The 17,015-nt window shown below is 72.0% G+C and carries 18 protein-coding genes and 1 riboswitch; of the genes, 6 read left to right on the top strand and 12 right to left on the bottom strand.

What is annotated here, in order from left to right:
- Window positions 1-262: hypothetical protein (locus tag NH339_RS08280; protein ID WP_253024284.1), on the top strand; the 262-nt coding region annotated here is incomplete at its 5' end.
- Here NH339_RS08280 and NH339_RS08285 read toward each other — a convergent pair.
- Entirely contained in the window at window positions 246-911 is a 666-nt protein-coding gene (locus tag NH339_RS08285; RefSeq protein WP_253024294.1) for a CHAP domain-containing protein, read from the bottom strand. The two genes, NH339_RS08280 and NH339_RS08285, sit on opposite strands and share 17 nt — an antisense overlap.
- Window positions 912-1,081: 170 nt before the next feature.
- On the opposite strand from NH339_RS08285, the gene NH339_RS08290 reads away from it, so the two are divergent.
- Entirely contained in the window at window positions 1,082-1,663 is a 582-nt protein-coding gene (locus tag NH339_RS08290; protein WP_253024295.1) for a M23 family metallopeptidase, read from the top strand.
- A 54-nt stretch (window positions 1,664-1,717) separates the two neighbouring features.
- On the opposite strand, the gene NH339_RS08295 is transcribed toward NH339_RS08290, so the two are convergent.
- Window positions 1,718-2,557 (bottom strand): NAD(P)H-binding protein, encoded by an 840-nt coding sequence (locus tag NH339_RS08295; RefSeq protein WP_253024296.1) that lies wholly within the window; start codon window positions 2,555-2,557, stop codon window positions 1,718-1,720.
- A gap of 80 nt (window positions 2,558-2,637) precedes the next feature.
- Between NH339_RS08295 and NH339_RS08300 the strand changes: the two genes are divergently transcribed.
- Window positions 2,638-3,069, top strand: coding sequence for an Rrf2 family transcriptional regulator (locus tag NH339_RS08300; protein ID WP_253024297.1), 432 nt, complete (start codon window positions 2,638-2,640; stop codon window positions 3,067-3,069).
- A gap of 15 nt (window positions 3,070-3,084) precedes the next feature.
- On the opposite strand, the gene NH339_RS08305 is transcribed toward NH339_RS08300, so the two are convergent.
- The 3 genes from NH339_RS08305 to NH339_RS08315 are packed head-to-tail and all read right to left on the bottom strand — an operon-like array spanning window position 3,085 to window position 4,705.
- A complete protein-coding gene (locus NH339_RS08305; protein ID WP_253024298.1) occupies window positions 3,085-3,342 on the bottom strand; it encodes a hypothetical protein in 258 nt (85 codons plus the stop codon).
- The gene (locus tag NH339_RS08310) at window positions 3,339-3,896 is read right to left on the bottom strand and encodes a hypothetical protein (protein ID WP_253024299.1); all 558 of its coding nucleotides are present in this window, start codon (window positions 3,894-3,896) and stop codon (window positions 3,339-3,341) included. The genes NH339_RS08305 and NH339_RS08310 overlap by 4 nt, the downstream gene beginning before the upstream one ends.
- A 50-nt stretch (window positions 3,897-3,946) precedes the next feature.
- Complete coding sequence (locus NH339_RS08315) at window positions 3,947-4,705, bottom strand: TetR/AcrR family transcriptional regulator (protein WP_253024300.1); 759 nt, start codon at window positions 4,703-4,705, stop codon at window positions 3,947-3,949.
- A gap of 83 nt (window positions 4,706-4,788) precedes the next feature.
- Between NH339_RS08315 and NH339_RS08320 the strand changes: the two genes are divergently transcribed.
- A complete protein-coding gene (locus NH339_RS08320) occupies window positions 4,789-6,240 on the top strand; it encodes an MFS transporter (RefSeq protein ID WP_253024301.1) in 1,452 nt (483 codons plus the stop codon).
- 72 nt (window positions 6,241-6,312) lie between these two features.
- Here the strand turns inward: NH339_RS08320 and cobF are convergent, their stop codons facing one another.
- Both cobF and cobN read right to left on the bottom strand, forming a co-directional pair.
- Window positions 6,313-7,065 carry a precorrin-6A synthase (deacetylating) gene (cobF, locus tag NH339_RS08325; RefSeq protein ID WP_253024302.1) on the bottom strand — a complete coding sequence of 251 codons (753 nt, stop codon included), beginning with the start codon at window positions 7,063-7,065 and terminating at the stop codon, window positions 6,313-6,315.
- 56 nt (window positions 7,066-7,121) lie between these two features.
- Window positions 7,122-10,742, bottom strand: a complete 3,621-nt coding sequence (gene cobN, locus NH339_RS08330; protein ID WP_253024303.1) for a cobaltochelatase subunit CobN — start codon at window positions 10,740-10,742, stop codon at window positions 7,122-7,124.
- A gap of 50 nt (window positions 10,743-10,792) precedes the next feature.
- Window positions 10,793-10,862, bottom strand: a riboswitch (cobalamin riboswitch).
- Window positions 10,863-10,988: 126 nt separating this feature from the next.
- Between cobN and NH339_RS08335 the strand changes: the two genes are divergently transcribed.
- Window positions 10,989-11,234 (top strand): type II toxin-antitoxin system Phd/YefM family antitoxin, encoded by a 246-nt coding sequence (locus NH339_RS08335; RefSeq protein ID WP_253024304.1) that lies wholly within the window; start codon window positions 10,989-10,991, stop codon window positions 11,232-11,234.
- A 32-nt stretch (window positions 11,235-11,266) separates the two neighbouring features.
- On the top strand, window positions 11,267-11,482 hold the full coding sequence (locus NH339_RS08340; RefSeq protein ID WP_308207049.1) for a Txe/YoeB family addiction module toxin: 216 nt from the start codon (window positions 11,267-11,269) through the stop codon (window positions 11,480-11,482).
- Here NH339_RS08340 and NH339_RS08345 read toward each other — a convergent pair.
- The 5 genes from NH339_RS08345 to NH339_RS08365 form a co-directional block, all read right to left on the bottom strand.
- Entirely contained in the window at window positions 11,454-12,137 is a 684-nt protein-coding gene (locus NH339_RS08345; protein ID WP_253024308.1) for a (2Fe-2S)-binding protein, read from the bottom strand. The genes NH339_RS08340 and NH339_RS08345 overlap by 29 nt on opposite strands.
- Before the next feature lie 9 nt (window positions 12,138-12,146).
- The gene (locus NH339_RS08350) at window positions 12,147-12,692 is read right to left on the bottom strand and encodes an SRPBCC family protein (protein WP_253024310.1); all 546 of its coding nucleotides are present in this window, start codon (window positions 12,690-12,692) and stop codon (window positions 12,147-12,149) included.
- Window positions 12,693-12,781: 89 nt separating this feature from the next.
- The gene (locus NH339_RS08355) at window positions 12,782-13,195 is read right to left on the bottom strand and encodes a hypothetical protein (protein WP_253024312.1); all 414 of its coding nucleotides are present in this window, start codon (window positions 13,193-13,195) and stop codon (window positions 12,782-12,784) included.
- Between the two features lie 24 nt (window positions 13,196-13,219).
- The gene (locus NH339_RS08360) at window positions 13,220-14,203 is read right to left on the bottom strand and encodes a ribonucleotide-diphosphate reductase subunit beta (protein WP_253024314.1); all 984 of its coding nucleotides are present in this window, start codon (window positions 14,201-14,203) and stop codon (window positions 13,220-13,222) included.
- 142 nt (window positions 14,204-14,345) lie between these two features.
- Complete coding sequence (locus tag NH339_RS08365) at window positions 14,346-16,901, bottom strand: ribonucleoside-diphosphate reductase subunit alpha (protein WP_253024316.1); 2,556 nt, start codon at window positions 16,899-16,901, stop codon at window positions 14,346-14,348.
- Window positions 16,902-17,015: the final 114 nt, after the last annotated feature.

Raw genomic sequence — 17,015 nt, forward strand, 5'->3', positions numbered from 1 at the left:
CACGCTGGCCGGGGCGCTGCGTCTGGAGGGTCGCGCGGCGGAGGCCGAGGCGGAGCTGCGTCTCGCGGTGACCGAGCTGACGGCCCTGGGACGCCAGCTCAGCGCGGCCGCTGCCTGGCGCGCTCTCGCGGTCCTGCTGGACGAGGCCGGGCGCAGCGAGGAGGCCGCGGAGGCCCTCCGGCTGGAACGGGAGGCCTCCGCGGCTGCTCAGGCTGGGGGAGCGCCCCCTGGCGCGTCCCCCGTCCTCACTCCGCCGACGTGAAGCCGCGGAACGTCTTGTTGTTGATCGTCGGTCCGTCGCCGTCCCAGAGGTAGTACTTGTAGCCGATCTCGTCGCCGCCGACGTTGCCCTCGACGGTGTAGATCTTGTTGCCGTTGACCTGGACGACCACGCCGACGTGACCGCCGCCCTCGTTGTTGTTTCTCCACACCAGGACGTCGCCGGGCAGGGGTCGTGCCGTCGACGACGCCGAGAACGGCTTGAACCGCGAACCGGTCTGGTCCGCCCAGCTCTGCGATGCGGGGTAGGACCGCGGGATGGCGGGGAAGTCGTCCTTCGACGGGACGAGGCGGTTGGTCCAGGCCCAGGCGGCGAAGTACCCGCACCACTCGTGGCCGTTGTAGTTGTTGAACAGGTTCTTGTTGGTGTTGCTGCCGCCGTACTCGAACAGGTTGCGGTTCTCCACCGGCGTGCTGTTGCGCTTCGTGCCGTAGCGGTCGATGTACGGCAGGGGCTTGCCGAGCGCCCACATCGCGCGCTCCACCACGGCCTGGCGGTTCGCGGAGATCGCCGTGGTGGACGACGTCGAGCTGGTGCCGGCGGTGTCGGCCTGTGCGGACCCGGCGACGGCCGGTCCGGCGAGGAGGGCCGCTGCGGTGAGGGCAGCGGCGGCGAGACGGGTGCGCTTCATGAGGTGTCCTCGGTTCGTGGGTGCCTGGCGACGCCGGGCGGCGCCGTGCCTCAGCCTGCCGAGGGCCGCTGCGAACTCGCTGCGAACGGCTCGGAGCGTGATCGCAGGGCGCGTCGGCAGGCTCTCGGCATCGGCGCGACGGGGGTCGCGCCACGACACCAGGAGGACTGATGGACCGACGACGCACGATCGCCCTGACGGTCGCAGCAGCTGCGCCCGTGACCCTGCTCGCCGGCTCGCTCGCGGCTGCCGCCGACGCGGCACCCACCGCGAGCGAGGCGGCGGCGTCGCAGGCCCGGCCACCGCTGCAGGTGCCCTTCCGCTGCGGCGAGGCCTGGCCGACCAAGACCCGCTCCGACCACTCGCCCAGCCGTCTCGCGGTGGACTTCAACATCGCCGGGACGTCCGACGCGGGGCGTCCCGTGCTCGCCAGCGCCGCGGGCAAGGTCATCGGCGTCTCGAAGAAGTTCACGAGCTACGGCCACGCGGTCGAGATCGACCACGGGAACGGCTGGCGCAGCTTCTACGCCCACCTGCAGGAGGACAGCATCACCGTCTCCGTGGGGCAGCAGGTCTCGCCGATCACGCAGATCGGGCGCGTCGGCAGCACCGGCAACAGCAGCGGACCTCACCTGCACTACGAGCAGCGTCAGGTGGTGGACGGACGGTCGGTCATCCGTCCGGTCATCCTCAACGGGCACGCGTTCAACTACGAGAAGACGGGCGCGCAGACGTTCACGCGGCCCTGCTGACCCGCCGCCGTGCGGCGCCGTGGACCCCTGAGCCCGGCGCCGCACGGTCGCGCGTCAGGCGACGACGTCCTCGACCGGGGTGGCGGGGCGCCCGGTGAGGTCCTCCACGGCCGAGGAGACGGCGGCGAGCCGACCCTCGCGGATGGCCGTGCCGAACGACGCGAGCAGGTGGGCGACCGGCGTCGGCAGCCCGGCCTGCTCGAGCCCGGCCACGTAGGCGGCGTCGTCGACCTGGACGACCTCGACCGGCTCGCCACGACGCTGCGAGGCGAGCGCCGCGACGTCGTCGGCCGTGATCGTGCGCGGCCCCGTGACGTCGAGCGCGACGTCGTCGAGCTCGGTGCTCAGCAGCGCGGCGACCGCGGCGGCGGCGCAGTCGGCGCGGGTCACGTAGGCGGCACCGCCGTCGCCGGTGTTGGTGACGTGCTGGCCCGACGCGGCGGCCTGCGCGATCGTGTCGGCCTGCATGTCGGCGTAGAGGTTGTTGCGCAGGAACGTCCACCGCAGACCGCTCTCGCGCAGGTCACGCTCGGTGGCCACGTGGTCGGGGGTCACGGCGGCGGGGTTGTCGTCGGAGGGGTCGACGACCGAGGTGTAGAGCACGCGGCGCACGCCGGCGGCCTTCGCGGCCTCGACGGCGCGGCGCTGGCCCTCGACGCGGCTGCCGACGGCGTCGGTCGAGACGAGGAGCAGCTCGTCGACGCCCTCGAACGCGGTGGCGAGCGTGGTCGGGTCGTCGAAGTCGGCGGCGCGCACCGTGACTCCGGGGCGGTCGAGCTTCTCGGGGGAGCGGGTGAGCAGGACGACGTCGGACGGGTCGGCCTGCTGGAGCAGGAGGTCGGCGGCGAGCGAGCCGAGCTGGCCGGAGGCTCCGGTGATGGCGTAGGTGGTCATGGCGTCCTCATTCGTGTGCAGAGTGATTGCGGTTGACACAACTATAACCACGCTGATGACGGATGTGCCAGACTGGGGTCATGGCCAGTCCGCAGAGCACCCAGTTCGCCGTCGCGGTGCACGTGCTCACGTACCTGGCGGGCGCTGGCGCCGGACCCGGGTCGCAGCCCGGCCGTCTCGTCGGCGCCACCGAGCTGGCCGCCAGCACGCAGGTGACGGCCGTCCACGTCCGACGCGTGCTCGCGCCGTTGCGCGAGGCGGGGCTCCTGGCCTCGACGCCCGGCGCCCACGGCGGCTGGCAGCTGCTGGTCGACCCCGCCGACATCCGTCTGGACACGGTCTGGCGCCTGGTGCGCGGGGAGGAGCCCGTGCTGGCGATCCACCTGCCCAGCCCCCGCTGCCCGGTGGGGCGCAGCATCCAGGACGGGCTCACCCAGGTCGACGCCGAGGTCGCGCGGGCCACCGAGGCGACCCTCGCGCGCACGACCGTCGCCGACCTCGTCCCCCGCTGAGCGTGATCTCGACGATCAACCCGTGCGGACGACCACGTCGGTGCCGAAGCGCTGGGTGCCCGTCCGCCACAGGTGCTTCCAGTCGTCCGTGTACGTGACGTCGACACCCTCGATGCGCACCACGCCCGGTCGTCGGGGAGTGATCCGTGCGACCAGGCTCTCGTCGGTCCAGTCGACGTCGTCGAGGTCGAGGTCGGCCAGGGGCTGGAAGGAGGGGCACTCGGCGACCGTGAGGACGCCGCACGTCAGCCAGGTGAGTCGTGCTCGGCTCATGGCACCGTCAGCCGCGATCCGCCACCGGCGCGCTCGGACCCGGACTGCCAGAGATGCTTCGCGTCCCGCGTGTAGGTGACCTCGACGCCGGCCAGCTGCACCACGCCGGCCCGGCGCGGTGTCACCCTCGCCACGACGGTCTCGGACGACCAGTCGACGTCACCGGCATCGTCGAGGGGTCGGACCTCGGGGCAGGTCTCGGCGTCGGGAAGGGGTTCGGAGCTGGAGCCGAGCGTGGTGCCTCCGGCGCCCCGGGCGCAGACGACGAGCTCGATGTCGGCGTCGGCCGTGTTCACCGGGACCACGGGGCGGATGCGACGGGTGGTGATCGGCCCGTCGGGCTCCGCCCCGGCCGTCAGGCCGACGTTCATGGTCCGGCCGACCTGCGTCTCGCCCGACCAGCTGTACGACTCGTCCCACCTGCCGAACGCGTCCGGTCGCGACCACCAGGACAGGGAAGCGGCGGCGAGCAGGGCGATGACGACGACGGCGACCGCAGCGGACGCGACGACGGTGCGTCGGCGGGTCCGCGGCGCCGTGGTGGTGGCGGTCATGCCCGGAGCCTCTCAGGTCCGCGCGCCGCTGTCCGGGGTTTCGCCGAACCTCAGTCCTGCGCACGGCCCGCTCGCAGGCGCAGGCCCGCGAGGAGGAGGTCGAGGCCGGCCTGGAACTGGTCGGAGTCGTCGTGGTCGGCGAAGACGTCGACGATCGTGTGCAGGAACGGCCACTCGTCGGGGTCGAGCTCGCGCCACTCGGCCACGGTCCGGGCCAGGTAGTCCGAGCGTGTGGTGCTGCCGTCGACGACCTCCTCGGGCGGCTGCTGGCCGAGGTCGGCCGCGATGCCGATGACGTAGCCGACGACGGCCGACGCGGCGTTGAAGGTCTCGAGCGGGTCCAGGCCCAGGCGGAGCACGTGCTGGCCGACCCGCTCGTAGTAGCGCAGCGAGTTGGGCTGCGACCCGGTGTTGCGCATGAAGTAGGCGCCGAGCCACGGGCGGTCGGCCACGGCGTCGAAGAGGGCGATCGCGGTGCGGCGCAGGTCGTCGACCGGGTCGCCGTCGACGAAGCCGTCCGTGGCGTCCAGGACGCCCTCGAGGACGAAGTCGGCGGCGCGCTCGAGCAGCTCGTCCTTGCTGGAGACGTACCAGTAGATGCTGGCCACGCCGCCGCCCAGCCGTGCCGCGAGGGCGCGGAAGGTCAGCGCGGGCTCGCCCGCCTCGTCGAGGAGCCCGACCGCCTCGGTGAGGACCGACTCCATCGAGTGGGTGGTCCGGCTGCGCGGGGGCGGCTGACGTCGCGGACCGGGCGGGCGCGGTGGGCGCGGCTGGCGGGGCGTGCCGGCAGCAGGTCGTCGAGGGCTCACGCTTGCATCTTATCGAACGATGTTCTATCGTCTCGAACAGCGTTCGATGGTCGAACGCTGTTCGAGACTTCCGGAGGTGGCCCATGACGACCACGACCACGACTCCGACGACCCGCACCTACCCCTCGCTGCGCGCCGCCTGGATCCCCCTCACCGCCCTCTGCCTCGCGTTCTTCGTCGAGATGGTCGACAACACGCTGCTGTCGATCGCCCTGCCCACCATCGGCCGCGACCTGCACGGCACCACGACGTCGCTGCAGTGGGTCACGGGCGCCTACGCCCTGACCTTCGGCGGCCTCATGCTCACCGCCGGCTCGGTGGCCGACCGCTTCGGGCGGCGCCGGGTGCTCCTCGTGGGCCTCGCCGCGTTCGGCACCATCAGCCTGGGCGCACTGCTCGTCGGCTCGACAGCCGAGCTCATCGCCCTGCGTGCCGCACTCGGGCTCTGCGCCGCCGCGATGGCGCCCATCACCAACTCGCTCGTCTTCCGCCTCTTCGACGACGAGGCCCTGCGACGTCGCGCCTTCCCGATCATGATGATGGTCGGCATGGCGGGCTTCGTGCTCGGACCGGTGCTCGGTGGCACCGCGCTGGAGCACGTGGGCTGGGAGTGGCTGCTCGCCGTGAACGCCCCGATCGCGCTGGTGGCCTGGATCGGCGTGCGCGTCGGCGTCGCCGCGGACCACGCCGACGACCTCACCGACGACACGCTCGACCTGCCCGGAGCGGCGCTCAGCGTCGCCGCCATCGGCCTCGGCGCGTACGCCCTCACCAGCGGCGTCGAGCGCGGCTGGCTGTCGGCCGTCACCCTCGCCTGCGTGCTCGGGTCGGTGGCCGCCGCGGTCCTCTTCGTCCGCCACGAGCGCCGCACCGCGTCGCCCATGCTCGACCTCGACGTCTTCAGGCGCGGCACCGTCCGCGGGGCCACGATCGCGCAGCTCGGCACGTCCGTCGCGATGACCGGCGTGATGTTCTCGCTCGTCCTGCACTTCCAGTACGCCTACGGCTGGAGCCCGGTCCGTGCCGGCCTGGCGAGCCTGCCGATGATCGTCACGATGTTGCTGTCGAACCCGCTGACGGAGTCGATGGTCACGCGCCTCGGGCACCGCGTCGCCTGCCTCGTCGGCGCGGGTCTGCTCGCGGTCGGCCTGGTCACGATGGCGTACGCGGTCGAGCACGGGTACCCCGCGATCGTCGTCGCGATGGTCGTCATGGTCGTCGGCCTGCGCACCGTCATGATGACCTGCGCGGTCGCGCTGATCGGCGCGATGCCCGGCAACCGGACGTCGCTCGGAGCAGCCCTGAACGACACGGCGCAGGAGCTCGGCACCAGCGTCGGCACGGCGCTCGTGGGCACGCTGCTCGCCACGCTCGTGATGCAGGTGCTGCCGACCGGAGCCTGGACGCCGGACCTCGTCGCCTCGTTCTTCCACGGCGAGCGGATCGTCTTCCTCGTGCTCGCGGTCGTGTCCGGGTCGATCGCCGCCTACGGCGCGAGCACCCTCACCGACTCCCGCGACACCGAGGAGGCCTGACCCCTCCCCCCACCCCGCTGAGCGTGACGTTTGCGGGCCAGATCGCGTTGATCCGGCCCGCAAACGTCACACTCAGCGGGGTGGGGGGAGGCGGAGGAGGAAGAGGTCCATGACCCAGCCGGCCTCGGCCTTCGCGGCCGCACGCGCCGACGCGACCTCCTCGGCGACGTCGCCGACCCGGCCCGCGACGAGCCGCTCCGACGGGGAGCCGAGGTTGGCGCCCCACCAGACGTGCCAGTCGTCGAGCCCGGTCAGGTCGGTGCCGGACGTGAGGAACACGGCGACGTTGCGCTGCCCCTGCTCCACCGCCTCGCGCAGACGCCGCTCCGTCGTCACGTGCACCGGCTGCCCGACCTCGTGCAGCACGACCCGGTGCCGCGCGGCGAGCAGCTGCAGCGCCGAGATGCCCGGCAGCACCGACCAGTCGACCGCGACCGCGCCCCGCGCGAGCACCCGCTCCACCACCCGGATGGTCGAGTCGTAGAACGCCGGGTCGCCCCACACGAGCACGACGGCGTCGCCGTCGGGGTGCTCGAGCAGTGCCCGCTCCCACGCCGCGGCGCGTGCCCCGTGCCAGTCGCCGACGACGCCCTCGTACCCCGACGTGGTCGACGTCGACGCTGCCGACCGGTCACGCTCGGGGTCGACGACCTCCACGACCTCCAGGTCGGGGGCGTGGACCGCGAGCAGCTCGCGGCGCAGCGCGGCGAGCGGGTCCCCCGTCCGCTTCACCGTCACCAGCGCCACCGATGCCGACTGCAGCGTGTGGACCGCCTCCAGCGTCAGGTGGTCGGGATGGCCGAGGCCGATCCCGACGAGCGTCAATCGCCGCCCCCCGCGGTCATGGAGCCCCGGCACCCCCGCCGGGGTCAGCCGCCGGGTCACGCGTGCCGGTCCTCCAGGTCGCCCTCGAGGTCGAGGTACACCTGCTGCATGGCCGCGACGACCTCCGGGTCGGGCTCGGCCCACAGACCACGCTCGGCCGCCTCGCCGAGCCGCTCGACGATGCCGCGCAGCGCCCACGGGTTCGACGTGCGCATGAACTCCTGGTTGGTCTCGTCGAGGACGTACTCGGTGGCGAGCTTCTCGTACATCCAGTCGTGCACGACGCCCGCGGTCGCGTCGAAGCCGAACAGGTAGTCGACGGTGGCCGCCAGCTCGAACGCGCCCTTGTAGCCGTGGCGCTGCATGGCCGAGATCCAGCGCGGGTTCACCACACGGGCGCGGAAGACGCGCGTCGTCTCCTCCTGCAGCGTGCGGGTGCGCACCGCGTCGGGCGTGGTCGAGTCGCCGACGTAGGCCTTCGGCTCGGCGCCGGTGAGCGCACGGACCGTCGCGACCATGCCGCCGTGGTACTGGAAGTAGTCGTCGGAGTCGGCGATGTCGTGCTCGCGGGTGTCGATGTTCTTCGCCGCCACCGCGATGCGCCGGTAGTTGGCGCGCATGTCCTCCGCCGCCGGACGGCCGTCGAGGTCGCGGCCGTAGGCGAAGCCGCCCCACGCCGTGTAGACCTCGGCGAGGTCGTCGTCGGTCTTCCAGTTGCCGGCCTCGATGACCTGCAGGATGCCCGCGCCGTAGGAGCCCGGCTTGGAGCCGTAGATGCGGGTGGTGGCGCGACGCTGGTCGCCGTGCTCGGCGAGGTCGGCCTCGGTGTGCGCGCGGACGTAGTTCTGCTCCAGGGGCTCGTCGAGCTCGGCCACCTGGCGGATGGCGTCGTCGAGGATGCCGATGACGTGCGGGAACGCGTCGCGGAAGAAGCCGGAGATGCGGACCGTGACGTCGATGCGGGGGCGCCCGAGCTCCTCCAGCGGCACGACGCGCAGGCCGTTGACGCGGCGCGAGGCAGGGTCCCACTCGGGCTCGACGCCGATGAGCGCCAGCACCTCGGCGACGTCGTCGCCCGACGTGCGCATGGCCGAGGTGCCCCACACCGACAGGCCGACGGAGCGCGGGTACTCGCCGGTGTCGGACAGGTGCTTGTCGAGCAGGGAGTCGGCCATCGCGCGGCCGGTCTCCCAGGCCAGCCGCGACGGCACGGCCTTCGGGTCGACGGTGTAGAAGTTGCGGCCGGTGGGCAGCACGTTGACCAGGCCGCGCAGCGGCGAGCCCGACGGGCCGGCGGGGATGAAGCCGCCCTCGAGCGCGTGCAGCACGTGGTCGAGCTCGTCGGTGGTCTGCGCGAGGCGCGGCACGACCTGCTCGGCGGCGAAGCGCAGCACGTCGCGGACCACCGGGTCGTCGTGCAGGCCCTCGACGGCGGCGGTGTCCCAGCCGGCGTCCTCCATGCCCTGCACGAGGGCGCGCGCCTGCTCCTCGACGGCGTCGATGCGCTGCAGCGACTCGCGGTCCTCGCCGTCGTCGGTGTCGCCCTTGAGCCCGAGCGCGGCGCGCAGGCCGGGCACGGCGCCGGTCTCGCCGCCCCAGATCTGCGCGGCCCGCAGGATCGAGAGCACGAGGTTCACGCGCGCCTCGCCGCCCGGCGCCTGCCCGAGCACGTGGAGGCCGTCGCGGATCTGGGCGTCCTTGATCTCGCAGAGCCAGCCGTCGACGTGGAAGATGAAGTCGTCGAAGCCCTCGTCGTCGGGCTGGTCGTCGAGGCCGAGGTCGCGGTGCATCTCGGCGGCCCGCATGTGGGTCCAGATCTGCTCGCGGATCGCGGGCAGCTTGGCCGGGTCCATCGCGCCGATGTTCGCGTACTCGTCGAGCAGCTGCTCGAGCTTGGCGATGTCGCCGTAGCTCTCGGCGCGTGCCATCGGCGGGATCAGGTGGTCGACGATGGTCGCGTGCGCGCGACGCTTGGCCTGCGCGCCCTCGCCCGGGTCGTTGACGAGGAACGGGTAGATCAGCGGCAGGTTGCCGATGGCGGCGTCGGTGCCGCACGACGCCGACAGCGCCGCGTTCTTGCCCGGCAGCCACTCCATCGAGCCGTGCTTGCCGAGGTGGACGACGGCGTGTGCACCGAACTCCTCTTCCACCCAGCGGTAGGCGGCGAGGTAGTGGTGCGAGGGCGCCATGTCGGGGTCGTGGTAGATCGCGACGGGGTTCTCGCCGTAGCCGCGGGGCGGCTGGATCATCAGCACGACGTTCCCGGCGCGGATGGTGGCGAGGACGATCTCGCTGTCGTCGTTCACGAAGAGCCTGCCGGGCGCGGGACCCCACGCCTCGAGCATCGCGTCGCGCAGGTCGGGGTGGAAGCGCTCGAACCACTCGGTGTAGCGGGCGGCAGGGATGCGCACGTGGCTCTCGGTGAGCTGCGTGTGGGTGAGCCACTCCTCGTCCTGGCCGCCGGCGTCGATGAGCGCGTGGATGAGGGCGTCGCCGGCCTCGGTGAGGTCGTCGTGCTCGAGGCCGGGGATCTCGCCCGGGGCGCCGAGGTCGTAGCCGGCGTCGCGCATGGCGCGCAGCAGGCGGATGGTCGATGCGGGGGTGTCGAGGCCGACGGCATTGCCCACGCGGCTGTGCTTCGTGGGGTACGCCGACAGCATGAGCACGACCTTGCGCTCGGCCGGCGGCGTGTGGCGCAGGCGGGCGTGGGCGGCGGCGATGCCGGCCACGCGGGCGCTGCGCTCGGGGTCGGCGACGTAGCGCGGCAGGCCGTCCTCGTCGACCTCCTTGAACGAGAACGGGGCGGTGATGATGCGCCCGTCGAACTCGGGGATCGCGATCTGGTTGGCGGAGTCCAGCGGCGAGACGCCGTCGTCGGAGGCCTCCCACTCGGCGCGGCTCGACGTGAGGCTGAGGCCCTGCAGGATCGGGATGTCGAGGGCCTTGAGCCGCGCGACGTCCCACGACTCGTCGTCGCCGCCGGCGCTCACGGTGCCGGGCTTGGTGCCGCCGGCTGCGAGGACGGTGACGATCAGCGCGTCGAGGCTCGCCATCTCCTCGAAGAGCGCGTCGGGCGCGGCGCGCAGCGACGAGCTGAAGATCGGGACGCCGACGGCGTCGCCCGTGGCGTCGACGGCGTCGGCCAGCGCGTGCGCGAAGCCGCTGTTGCCGCTCGCCTCGTGGGCGCGGTAGTAGAGGACGCCGATGCGGGCCTTGCCCGCGTTCTCCGCGGCGTCGGCGCCCTGCGGGCGGGGCGCCAGGCCCCACTCCGGCAGCACCTTCGGCGGCTCGAAGCCCTCGCCCGTCAGCAGGACGGTGTCGGAGAGGAAGGCGTGCAGCTGGGCGAGGTTCTCCGGCCCGCCCTCCGCGAGGTACACGTGGGCGTCGGCGCACACGCCGATCGGCACGGTCGACTGCTCCATCAGCTCGGCGCTGGGTGACTGCTCGCCACCGAGCACGACCATCGGCTTGCCGGTGGCGCGGATCCGCGCGAAGCCGGGGCACAGGTCCTGCGGCGACCCGAGGATGCGGGCGACGACGAGGTCGGCCGCCTCGATGGCCGCGGCCATGTCGGTGTGGCCCGGCTTGGCGGGGTTCGCGTACACGTAGTCGGCGCCGCTGGCGCGGGCCGAGAGCAGGTCGGTGTCGGACGTCGAGAGCAGCGCGATGCGGGTCATCGGGGTTCCTCCTCGGGGTTCTCGCCCCGTACGGCGGGAGTCGCCGCGAAGGGTGTCTGGCTGTACCTGCGCGCAGGCGTCACAGTGGCGGAACCGCGCCGGACTCGCACCGGCTTCCCCGACCCGCGGCGACGGGTCCCGGTCAGCCTAGTCGGCCGACCGCCCGAACCCCCTATCGGTGGACGACGACGACGGCTGACGTCGTCGTCGAGTGGTACGCTTTCTCGTACCACTCGAGGAGGCGTCATGGCGATCACGGCGAGCGAGGCGCGGCGGGAGCTCTTCCCGCTCATCAAGACGATCAACGAGGACCGCGTGCCGGTCGAGGTCACGTCGAAGCACGGATCGGTCACCGTCATGGCGACCGAGGACTACGACGCGTGGGTCGAGACGGCCTACCTGTTCCGCTCGCCCGCGAACGCGCGTCGGCTGCTCGACGCCGCCGACGCCGCCCGCGGCGGAGACGTCGAGCGGCACGGGCTGGTGGATTGATCTCCTTCACGCCTCAGGGCTGGGAGGACTACGTGTCCTGGCAGGTCACCGACCGCAAGATCCTGAAGCGGGTCAACCGGCTCATCGAGGACGCCGTGCGGGATCCGTTCTCCGGCATCGGCAAGCCCGAACCCCTGAAGTACGGCGTTGCGAACGCCTGGTCGCGCCGCATCGACCAGGAGCACCGACTCGTCTACCTGGTCGCCGACGACGAGATCGTCATCCTGCAGGCCCGCTACCACTACTGAGCACGCAGTCGCCGCAGGTGCCGCCGCCGGGGATCCGGTAGAAGAGGCAGCAGGAGCGGCGCCGGAACGGCAGGTCGGGCTCGCCCGTGCCCACGAGGTAGGGGTGAGCGAGCGCCTGGGCGCCGACGTCGAGCGCCCGGTCGGCGAGGTCGGGCCGGGCGAGGGTGGCCATGCGCAGCGCCCCGAACACGGCCGAGGTCGCGTTGCCGGCCAGCACCCGCTCCGAGACCGAGTGCTCCGTGCGCAGGCGAGCGGCGAGCGGCGCCACGACCTCGGACAGCACGGTGTCGAGGTCGGGCGGCGACCACGCACCGGCGGCGAGCGGGAGGGTGCCGGTCGGCTGCTCGCGCCAGTGCACGTCGGCCGGTGCGTCGACGTCGAGGAGCATCGCACCCACGGTCGGCGACAGCAGGCGCGCGAAGAGACCGAGCGAGGCGACGGAGGCTGCCACGCGCGGCTCCACCGTCGACCGCCCGTCGTCCGGCACCCCCGGCGGGGTCGCGGCGTCGACCCGCGACGCCAGCGCGAGGTGCGTCGCCACCACGCGGGTGTGCAGGTAGGTGCCCTCGACGAGGTCGGCCAGCGGCCGCCAGCCGTCGCCCTCGACGGTCCGCTCGACGGCGAAGAACTCGCCGAGGCGGTCGATCTCAGGCATGGCGACGGCTCATGACGCGTCGTCGGTGCGGTCCTGGGGGGCCTGGTCCCGGGCGCGTTCCCACTCGAGCTCACGCTTGAGCCGGTCGAGCGTGCGACGGATGTTGCCCCGCTGGAAGGTCGCGAAGGAGTCGCGCCCCGTGGCCACCCGGTCGAACACCGACGCCGTCCAGTCGGGCCAGCCGGTGCGACCGTCGAGCCACGTCTCGGTCACGAGCGTGCCGCCCACGGCGGGCTCGAACGTGTACTCCCACGACGCCACCCGCACCGGCAGCAGACGTCGGCCCGGACCCCAGGCGCGCACGTCGAACGCGAAGCGTCGGCCCGGGTCGGCCGCCGTCACGACGCAGCGGGTGCTCCAGCGGGCGCGGCCGCGGCGGTTGGTGCCCACGAACACGGTGCCGACCCCGATCGGCGCGCCCGGCTCCGCCAGCTCCGCGCCCGTGTTCTCCGGGCTCCAGCGGCCCATCTGTCGCACGTCGCTGAGGGCGGCGTAGACGACGTCGGGCTCGACGCCGACCACGACGGTGTCGCTGACGGTGAGGGCTCGGGACATGCACGGGAGGCTACCCGCGGTGCCGTGCTCGCGCCGACGCGAGGGGCGCCCACGGAGCAGGGTCGCCGCGACCGTCACCCGCACCACCCTCACCAGTGCTGGGCCCAGGCCGCCACCGACCGCACCGTCGGGGAGGAGTCGGCGCAGAGCCGAGCGAGCAGGTCGGGCGAGGCGGCCGGGTTCGCGGCCACCCATCCGCGGACCGTCTCGTGCGCGTCGGTCGCGAGCCGGTCGAGCAGGTCCGGCGGCGTCGCGGGCTGACGCGCGACGGCGCTGCGCACGCCCAGGTCGGGGTCGACCGACAGCCGCTGCAGCACCCCCGTCGACGCCAGCGACGAACCCGCCGCCGCGGCCCGCACCAGCGGGTCGGGCGACGTGGCCATCTCGGCCACCCGCCGCCGCTTCGACGCCGACGCCTCGGGCGACCGGAACGTCGACACCGGGCGGGGGTCGTCGCCCGCGGCGCGCACCCGTGCCAGCTGCTCGGCGGTGAAGAACCCCACGCACGACATGCTCGCCCTCCCTGCTCAGGAGCCCGCGCGGGCGTTGACCTCGTAGGAGGTGTTGATCGACTCGAAGAAGTTGACGAGCTGCAGGGTGTCGTTGGCCGTCGCCATCCACTTGGCCGGGTTCGCCACGCCGTAGTGCGGCTCGAAGCCGAGCTCCTCCAGGCGGCGGTCGGCGAGGTAGCGGACGTAGGTGTTGATGTAGTCGGCGTTGAGCCCGAGGATCCCGTGCGGCAGCAGGTCGCGGTTGTAGGCCTCCTCCATGGCCACCGCGTCGAGGACCATCTGCCGGATCTCCGCCGCGAACTCCTCGGTGGCGATCTCGGGGTTCTCGTCGAGCACCGTGAGGATCAGGTTGATGCCGAACTTCAGGTGCAGGCTCTCGTCGCGCACGATCCAGTCGACGAGGGAGCCGAAGTTGCGCAGCAGGTTCCGCTGCCGGAAGCTCAGCGCCACCATGAAGCCGGAGTAGAACCAGATCCCCTCGAGGATCACGTTGTACGCCACGAGGTTGCGGACGAAGTCCTGCTTGCCCGTGGTGGTCGTGATGTCGAGGGTCTGCTCGGTCATCCGCTGGATGAAGCGCACCTCGAAGGCCTCCTTGGCGGCCATCGACGGGACGTTCACGTGCGACTCGTAGGCCGCGACCCGGTCGATGGGGAACGTCTCGAGCACGTACTCGAAGCTCATGCAGTGGTTGGCCTCCTCCCACATCTGCTTGGCGAGGTAGAGGTGGCACTCGGCCGCGTTGACGTAGGGGTACACGCCGAACGCGAGCGCCTTGTTGACGAGCAGCTCGTTGGGGTTGAAGTAGCTCATGAGGAAGGTGAGCGCGTGGCGCTCGTCGTCGCTCATGCGCTCGAAGTCGGCGAGGTCCTCACCGAGCTGGACCTCGTTGGGGAACCAGGTGTTGGCGACGGCCTGGTCGTACAGCTCCATCGCCCACGGGTAGGTGACGGGCTTGAGCAGCAGGCCTTCCTGGATGCCGGTGCCGAGGATGGGCATGGGGGGGGTTCTCGCTCTCTGGGGTCGGGGTGGTGAGGCGGCCGTCGCGGAGCTGGCTCGCGCGACGGCCGCCGAGTGGTCTCGATACGTCCGTCCCTGTTCGTGCCTCACGGGACGGACTACTCGACCAGCGGGTCCATCGTCACTGGCAGGACTCGCACTGCAGGCGCTCCTGCGGGTCGATCGGGCAGGCGGACCCGTCGACGACGTCGAGCTCCTGGACCGCGTCGGGGACGACGGGCGTCGGCTCCTCGACGACGGGGGTGGTCGGGGCCGGGGCGGCGGTCGCGGCGCCGAACCCGCGGCGGGCGCCGAAGCCCCGGCCGCCCGACGTCGTCGCGCCCTGCGGGGCGACGGCCTCGGCCTTGTTCACCTTGACGGTGCTCTGCTCGGCGGTGTGCCGCGGCATCATGTGCAGGTAGTAGGTCGTCTTGACGCCCCTGCGCCACGCGGCCGTGTAGAGGTCGACCATGTCGCCGACGTCGCGGCTGGCGAGGTAGATGTTGCGGCTGATCGCCTGGTCGATCCACTTCTGCGCGCGGGCCGCCACCTCGAGGAACGCGTACGGCGACAGCTGGAAGCTGGTCCGGTAGATCTCGACCAGGTCGGCTGGCGCCCCCTCGACCTTGGACAGGTCGCCCTGGTGGCGCAGCAGGTCCTCGCGCAGCGTCTCCCACAGGCCCCGCTCGCGCAGGTCCTCGACGAGGTTGCGGTTGACCTCGAGGAACTTGCCCGCCGCGGTCGCCCGGCTGAAGATCTGGCTGAACTGCGGGTCCAGCCCGGGGGTGGTGCCGGCGACGAGGCCGATCGAGGCGGTGGGCGCGATGGCCATCAGGGTGGAGTTGCGGACACCGCCCGCGACCTTGGCGCGCAGCGCGTCCCAGTCCAGGCGGGAGCGACGCGTGACGTCGACGGGCACCCCGCGGTCGGCCTCGAGCAGGTCGAGGGAGTCGAACGGGACCATGCCCTGGCTCCAGCGCGACCCGGCGAAGTTCGGGTACGCGCCGCGCTCGCGGGCGAGGTCGGCGGAGGCGTCGATCGCGTGCCAGCTGACGAACTCCATGACCTCGTCCATGAGGTCGTAGGCGCGCTCGCTCTCGTAGGACCAGCCGAACCGCTCCACGACGTCGGTGAAGCCCATGACGCCGAGACCGAGGGCGCGGTTCTCCTCGTTCGAGCGCTCCGACTCCGGCACCGAGCTGATCGTGATGTCGATGAGGTTGTCGAGCTGGCGGACGGCGAGCCGCGTGGACTCCGCGAGCCGGTCCCAGTCGACGCGTGCGTCGCCGCGGCGTCCGACCACGTGCCGGGAGAGGTTGATCGACGCCAGGTTGCAGACGCTGATGTTCTCGCGGTCCTGCGGCAGGCAGATCTCGGTGCACAGGTTCGACAGGTGGATCGTGCCGGTGTTCTGGTTGAGGGCACGGGTGTTGACCGTGTCCTTCCAGGTGAGCCACGGGTGCGACGTCGTCTGCAACGTCGTGAGGATGGCGCGGAACTGCTCGCGGGCCTTCAGCTTCTTGTGCCGGATCTCGCCGCGCTCGGCCTGCGCCGCGTACTCGGCGTAGCGGCGGCTGAACGCCTGGCCGAACAGCTCCGGCAGGTCGCCGACCTCGAGCGGGTCGAACAGGTACCAGTCGGCGTCGGCCTCGACCCGCTTCATGAACTCGTCGGAGATCCAGACGGCGGTGTTGGCCGTGCGCGTGCGTCGGTAGGGGTCGCCGGAGTTCTGCCGCAGGTCGAGGAACTGGCCGAAGTCGAGGTGCCAGTTCTCCATGTAGAAGCACAGGGCGCCGAACTTCTTGCCGCCCCGGCTCACGGCGCGCAACGTCGAGTCGATGGTGTGCATGAACGGGATGGGACCGGTCGAGGTCGTGTTGTTCGAGCGGATGGGGGAGCCCTCGGCACGCAGCTGCGTGACCGAGAGACCGATCCCGCCGGTGCCCTTCGTCAGCCACATGACGTCGCGGACGCTCTTGGCGATGTGCTCGATGTCGTCCTCCATCTGCATGACGAAGCAGTTGGAGAGCTGGCTGTACGACGTGCCCGCGTTGACCAGCGTGGAGCCGGCGGCGAGGTACTCCAGCCGCGACATCTTGTCGTAGAACGACAGCGCGGCCGACGTGGCGTCCTCCTCGTTCAGCGCGAGGCCCATCGCCACGCGCATCCAAAAGAACTGCGGCACCTCCAGCGGCGTGCCGTCGGGCTCGGTGATCATGTAGCGGTTGCGCATGGTCTGCGCGCCGACGTAGCGCAGCAGGTCGTCGCGGTCGGGGTCGAGCGCGGACCCGAGCCGCTCGAGGTCGAAGACCTCGGCGAGCCGCGCGTCGAGCAGCCCCAGCTCGACGCCGCGCAGGATCGCGCGGACGAACGCCGGCCCGTGGAAGGCGTACACCTCCTCGCGCGTGACGCCCTCGCCGAAGATCTTCTTGTAGAGCGTCTTGACGAGCAGCCGCGAGGCGATCGTGTCGAAGGCCGGGTCGTCCTTGACGTTCTGCAGCGCGACGCCGATGACGGCCTCGTCGAGCTGCTCGCTGCTGATCCCGTCGAACAGCGTGATCTCCAGCTCGGCGCGCAGCTGCGTCGCCCGGGAGACCTGGTCGGGCAGGCCGGTGGCGGCCTCCTCGATGGACTTCGCGATCTCGTAGCCGTCGTAGTCCGCTCGGCTGCCGTCGCGCTTGATGACGGTGATGGTCATCGGTTCACCCCTCGTGAACTCGTCGTGACTGACGCAGTCCGCGGGCACGCGGGGAGAGGAGGACGGGTCGTCTAGGTGCCACGACGTCGTCTGATCCTTGGACCTTCCCACGAG

The organism is Aeromicrobium sp. CnD17-E (assembly GCF_024124745.1).
In the GTDB taxonomy this organism is placed as follows: Bacteria; Actinomycetota; Actinomycetes; order Propionibacteriales; family Nocardioidaceae; genus Aeromicrobium.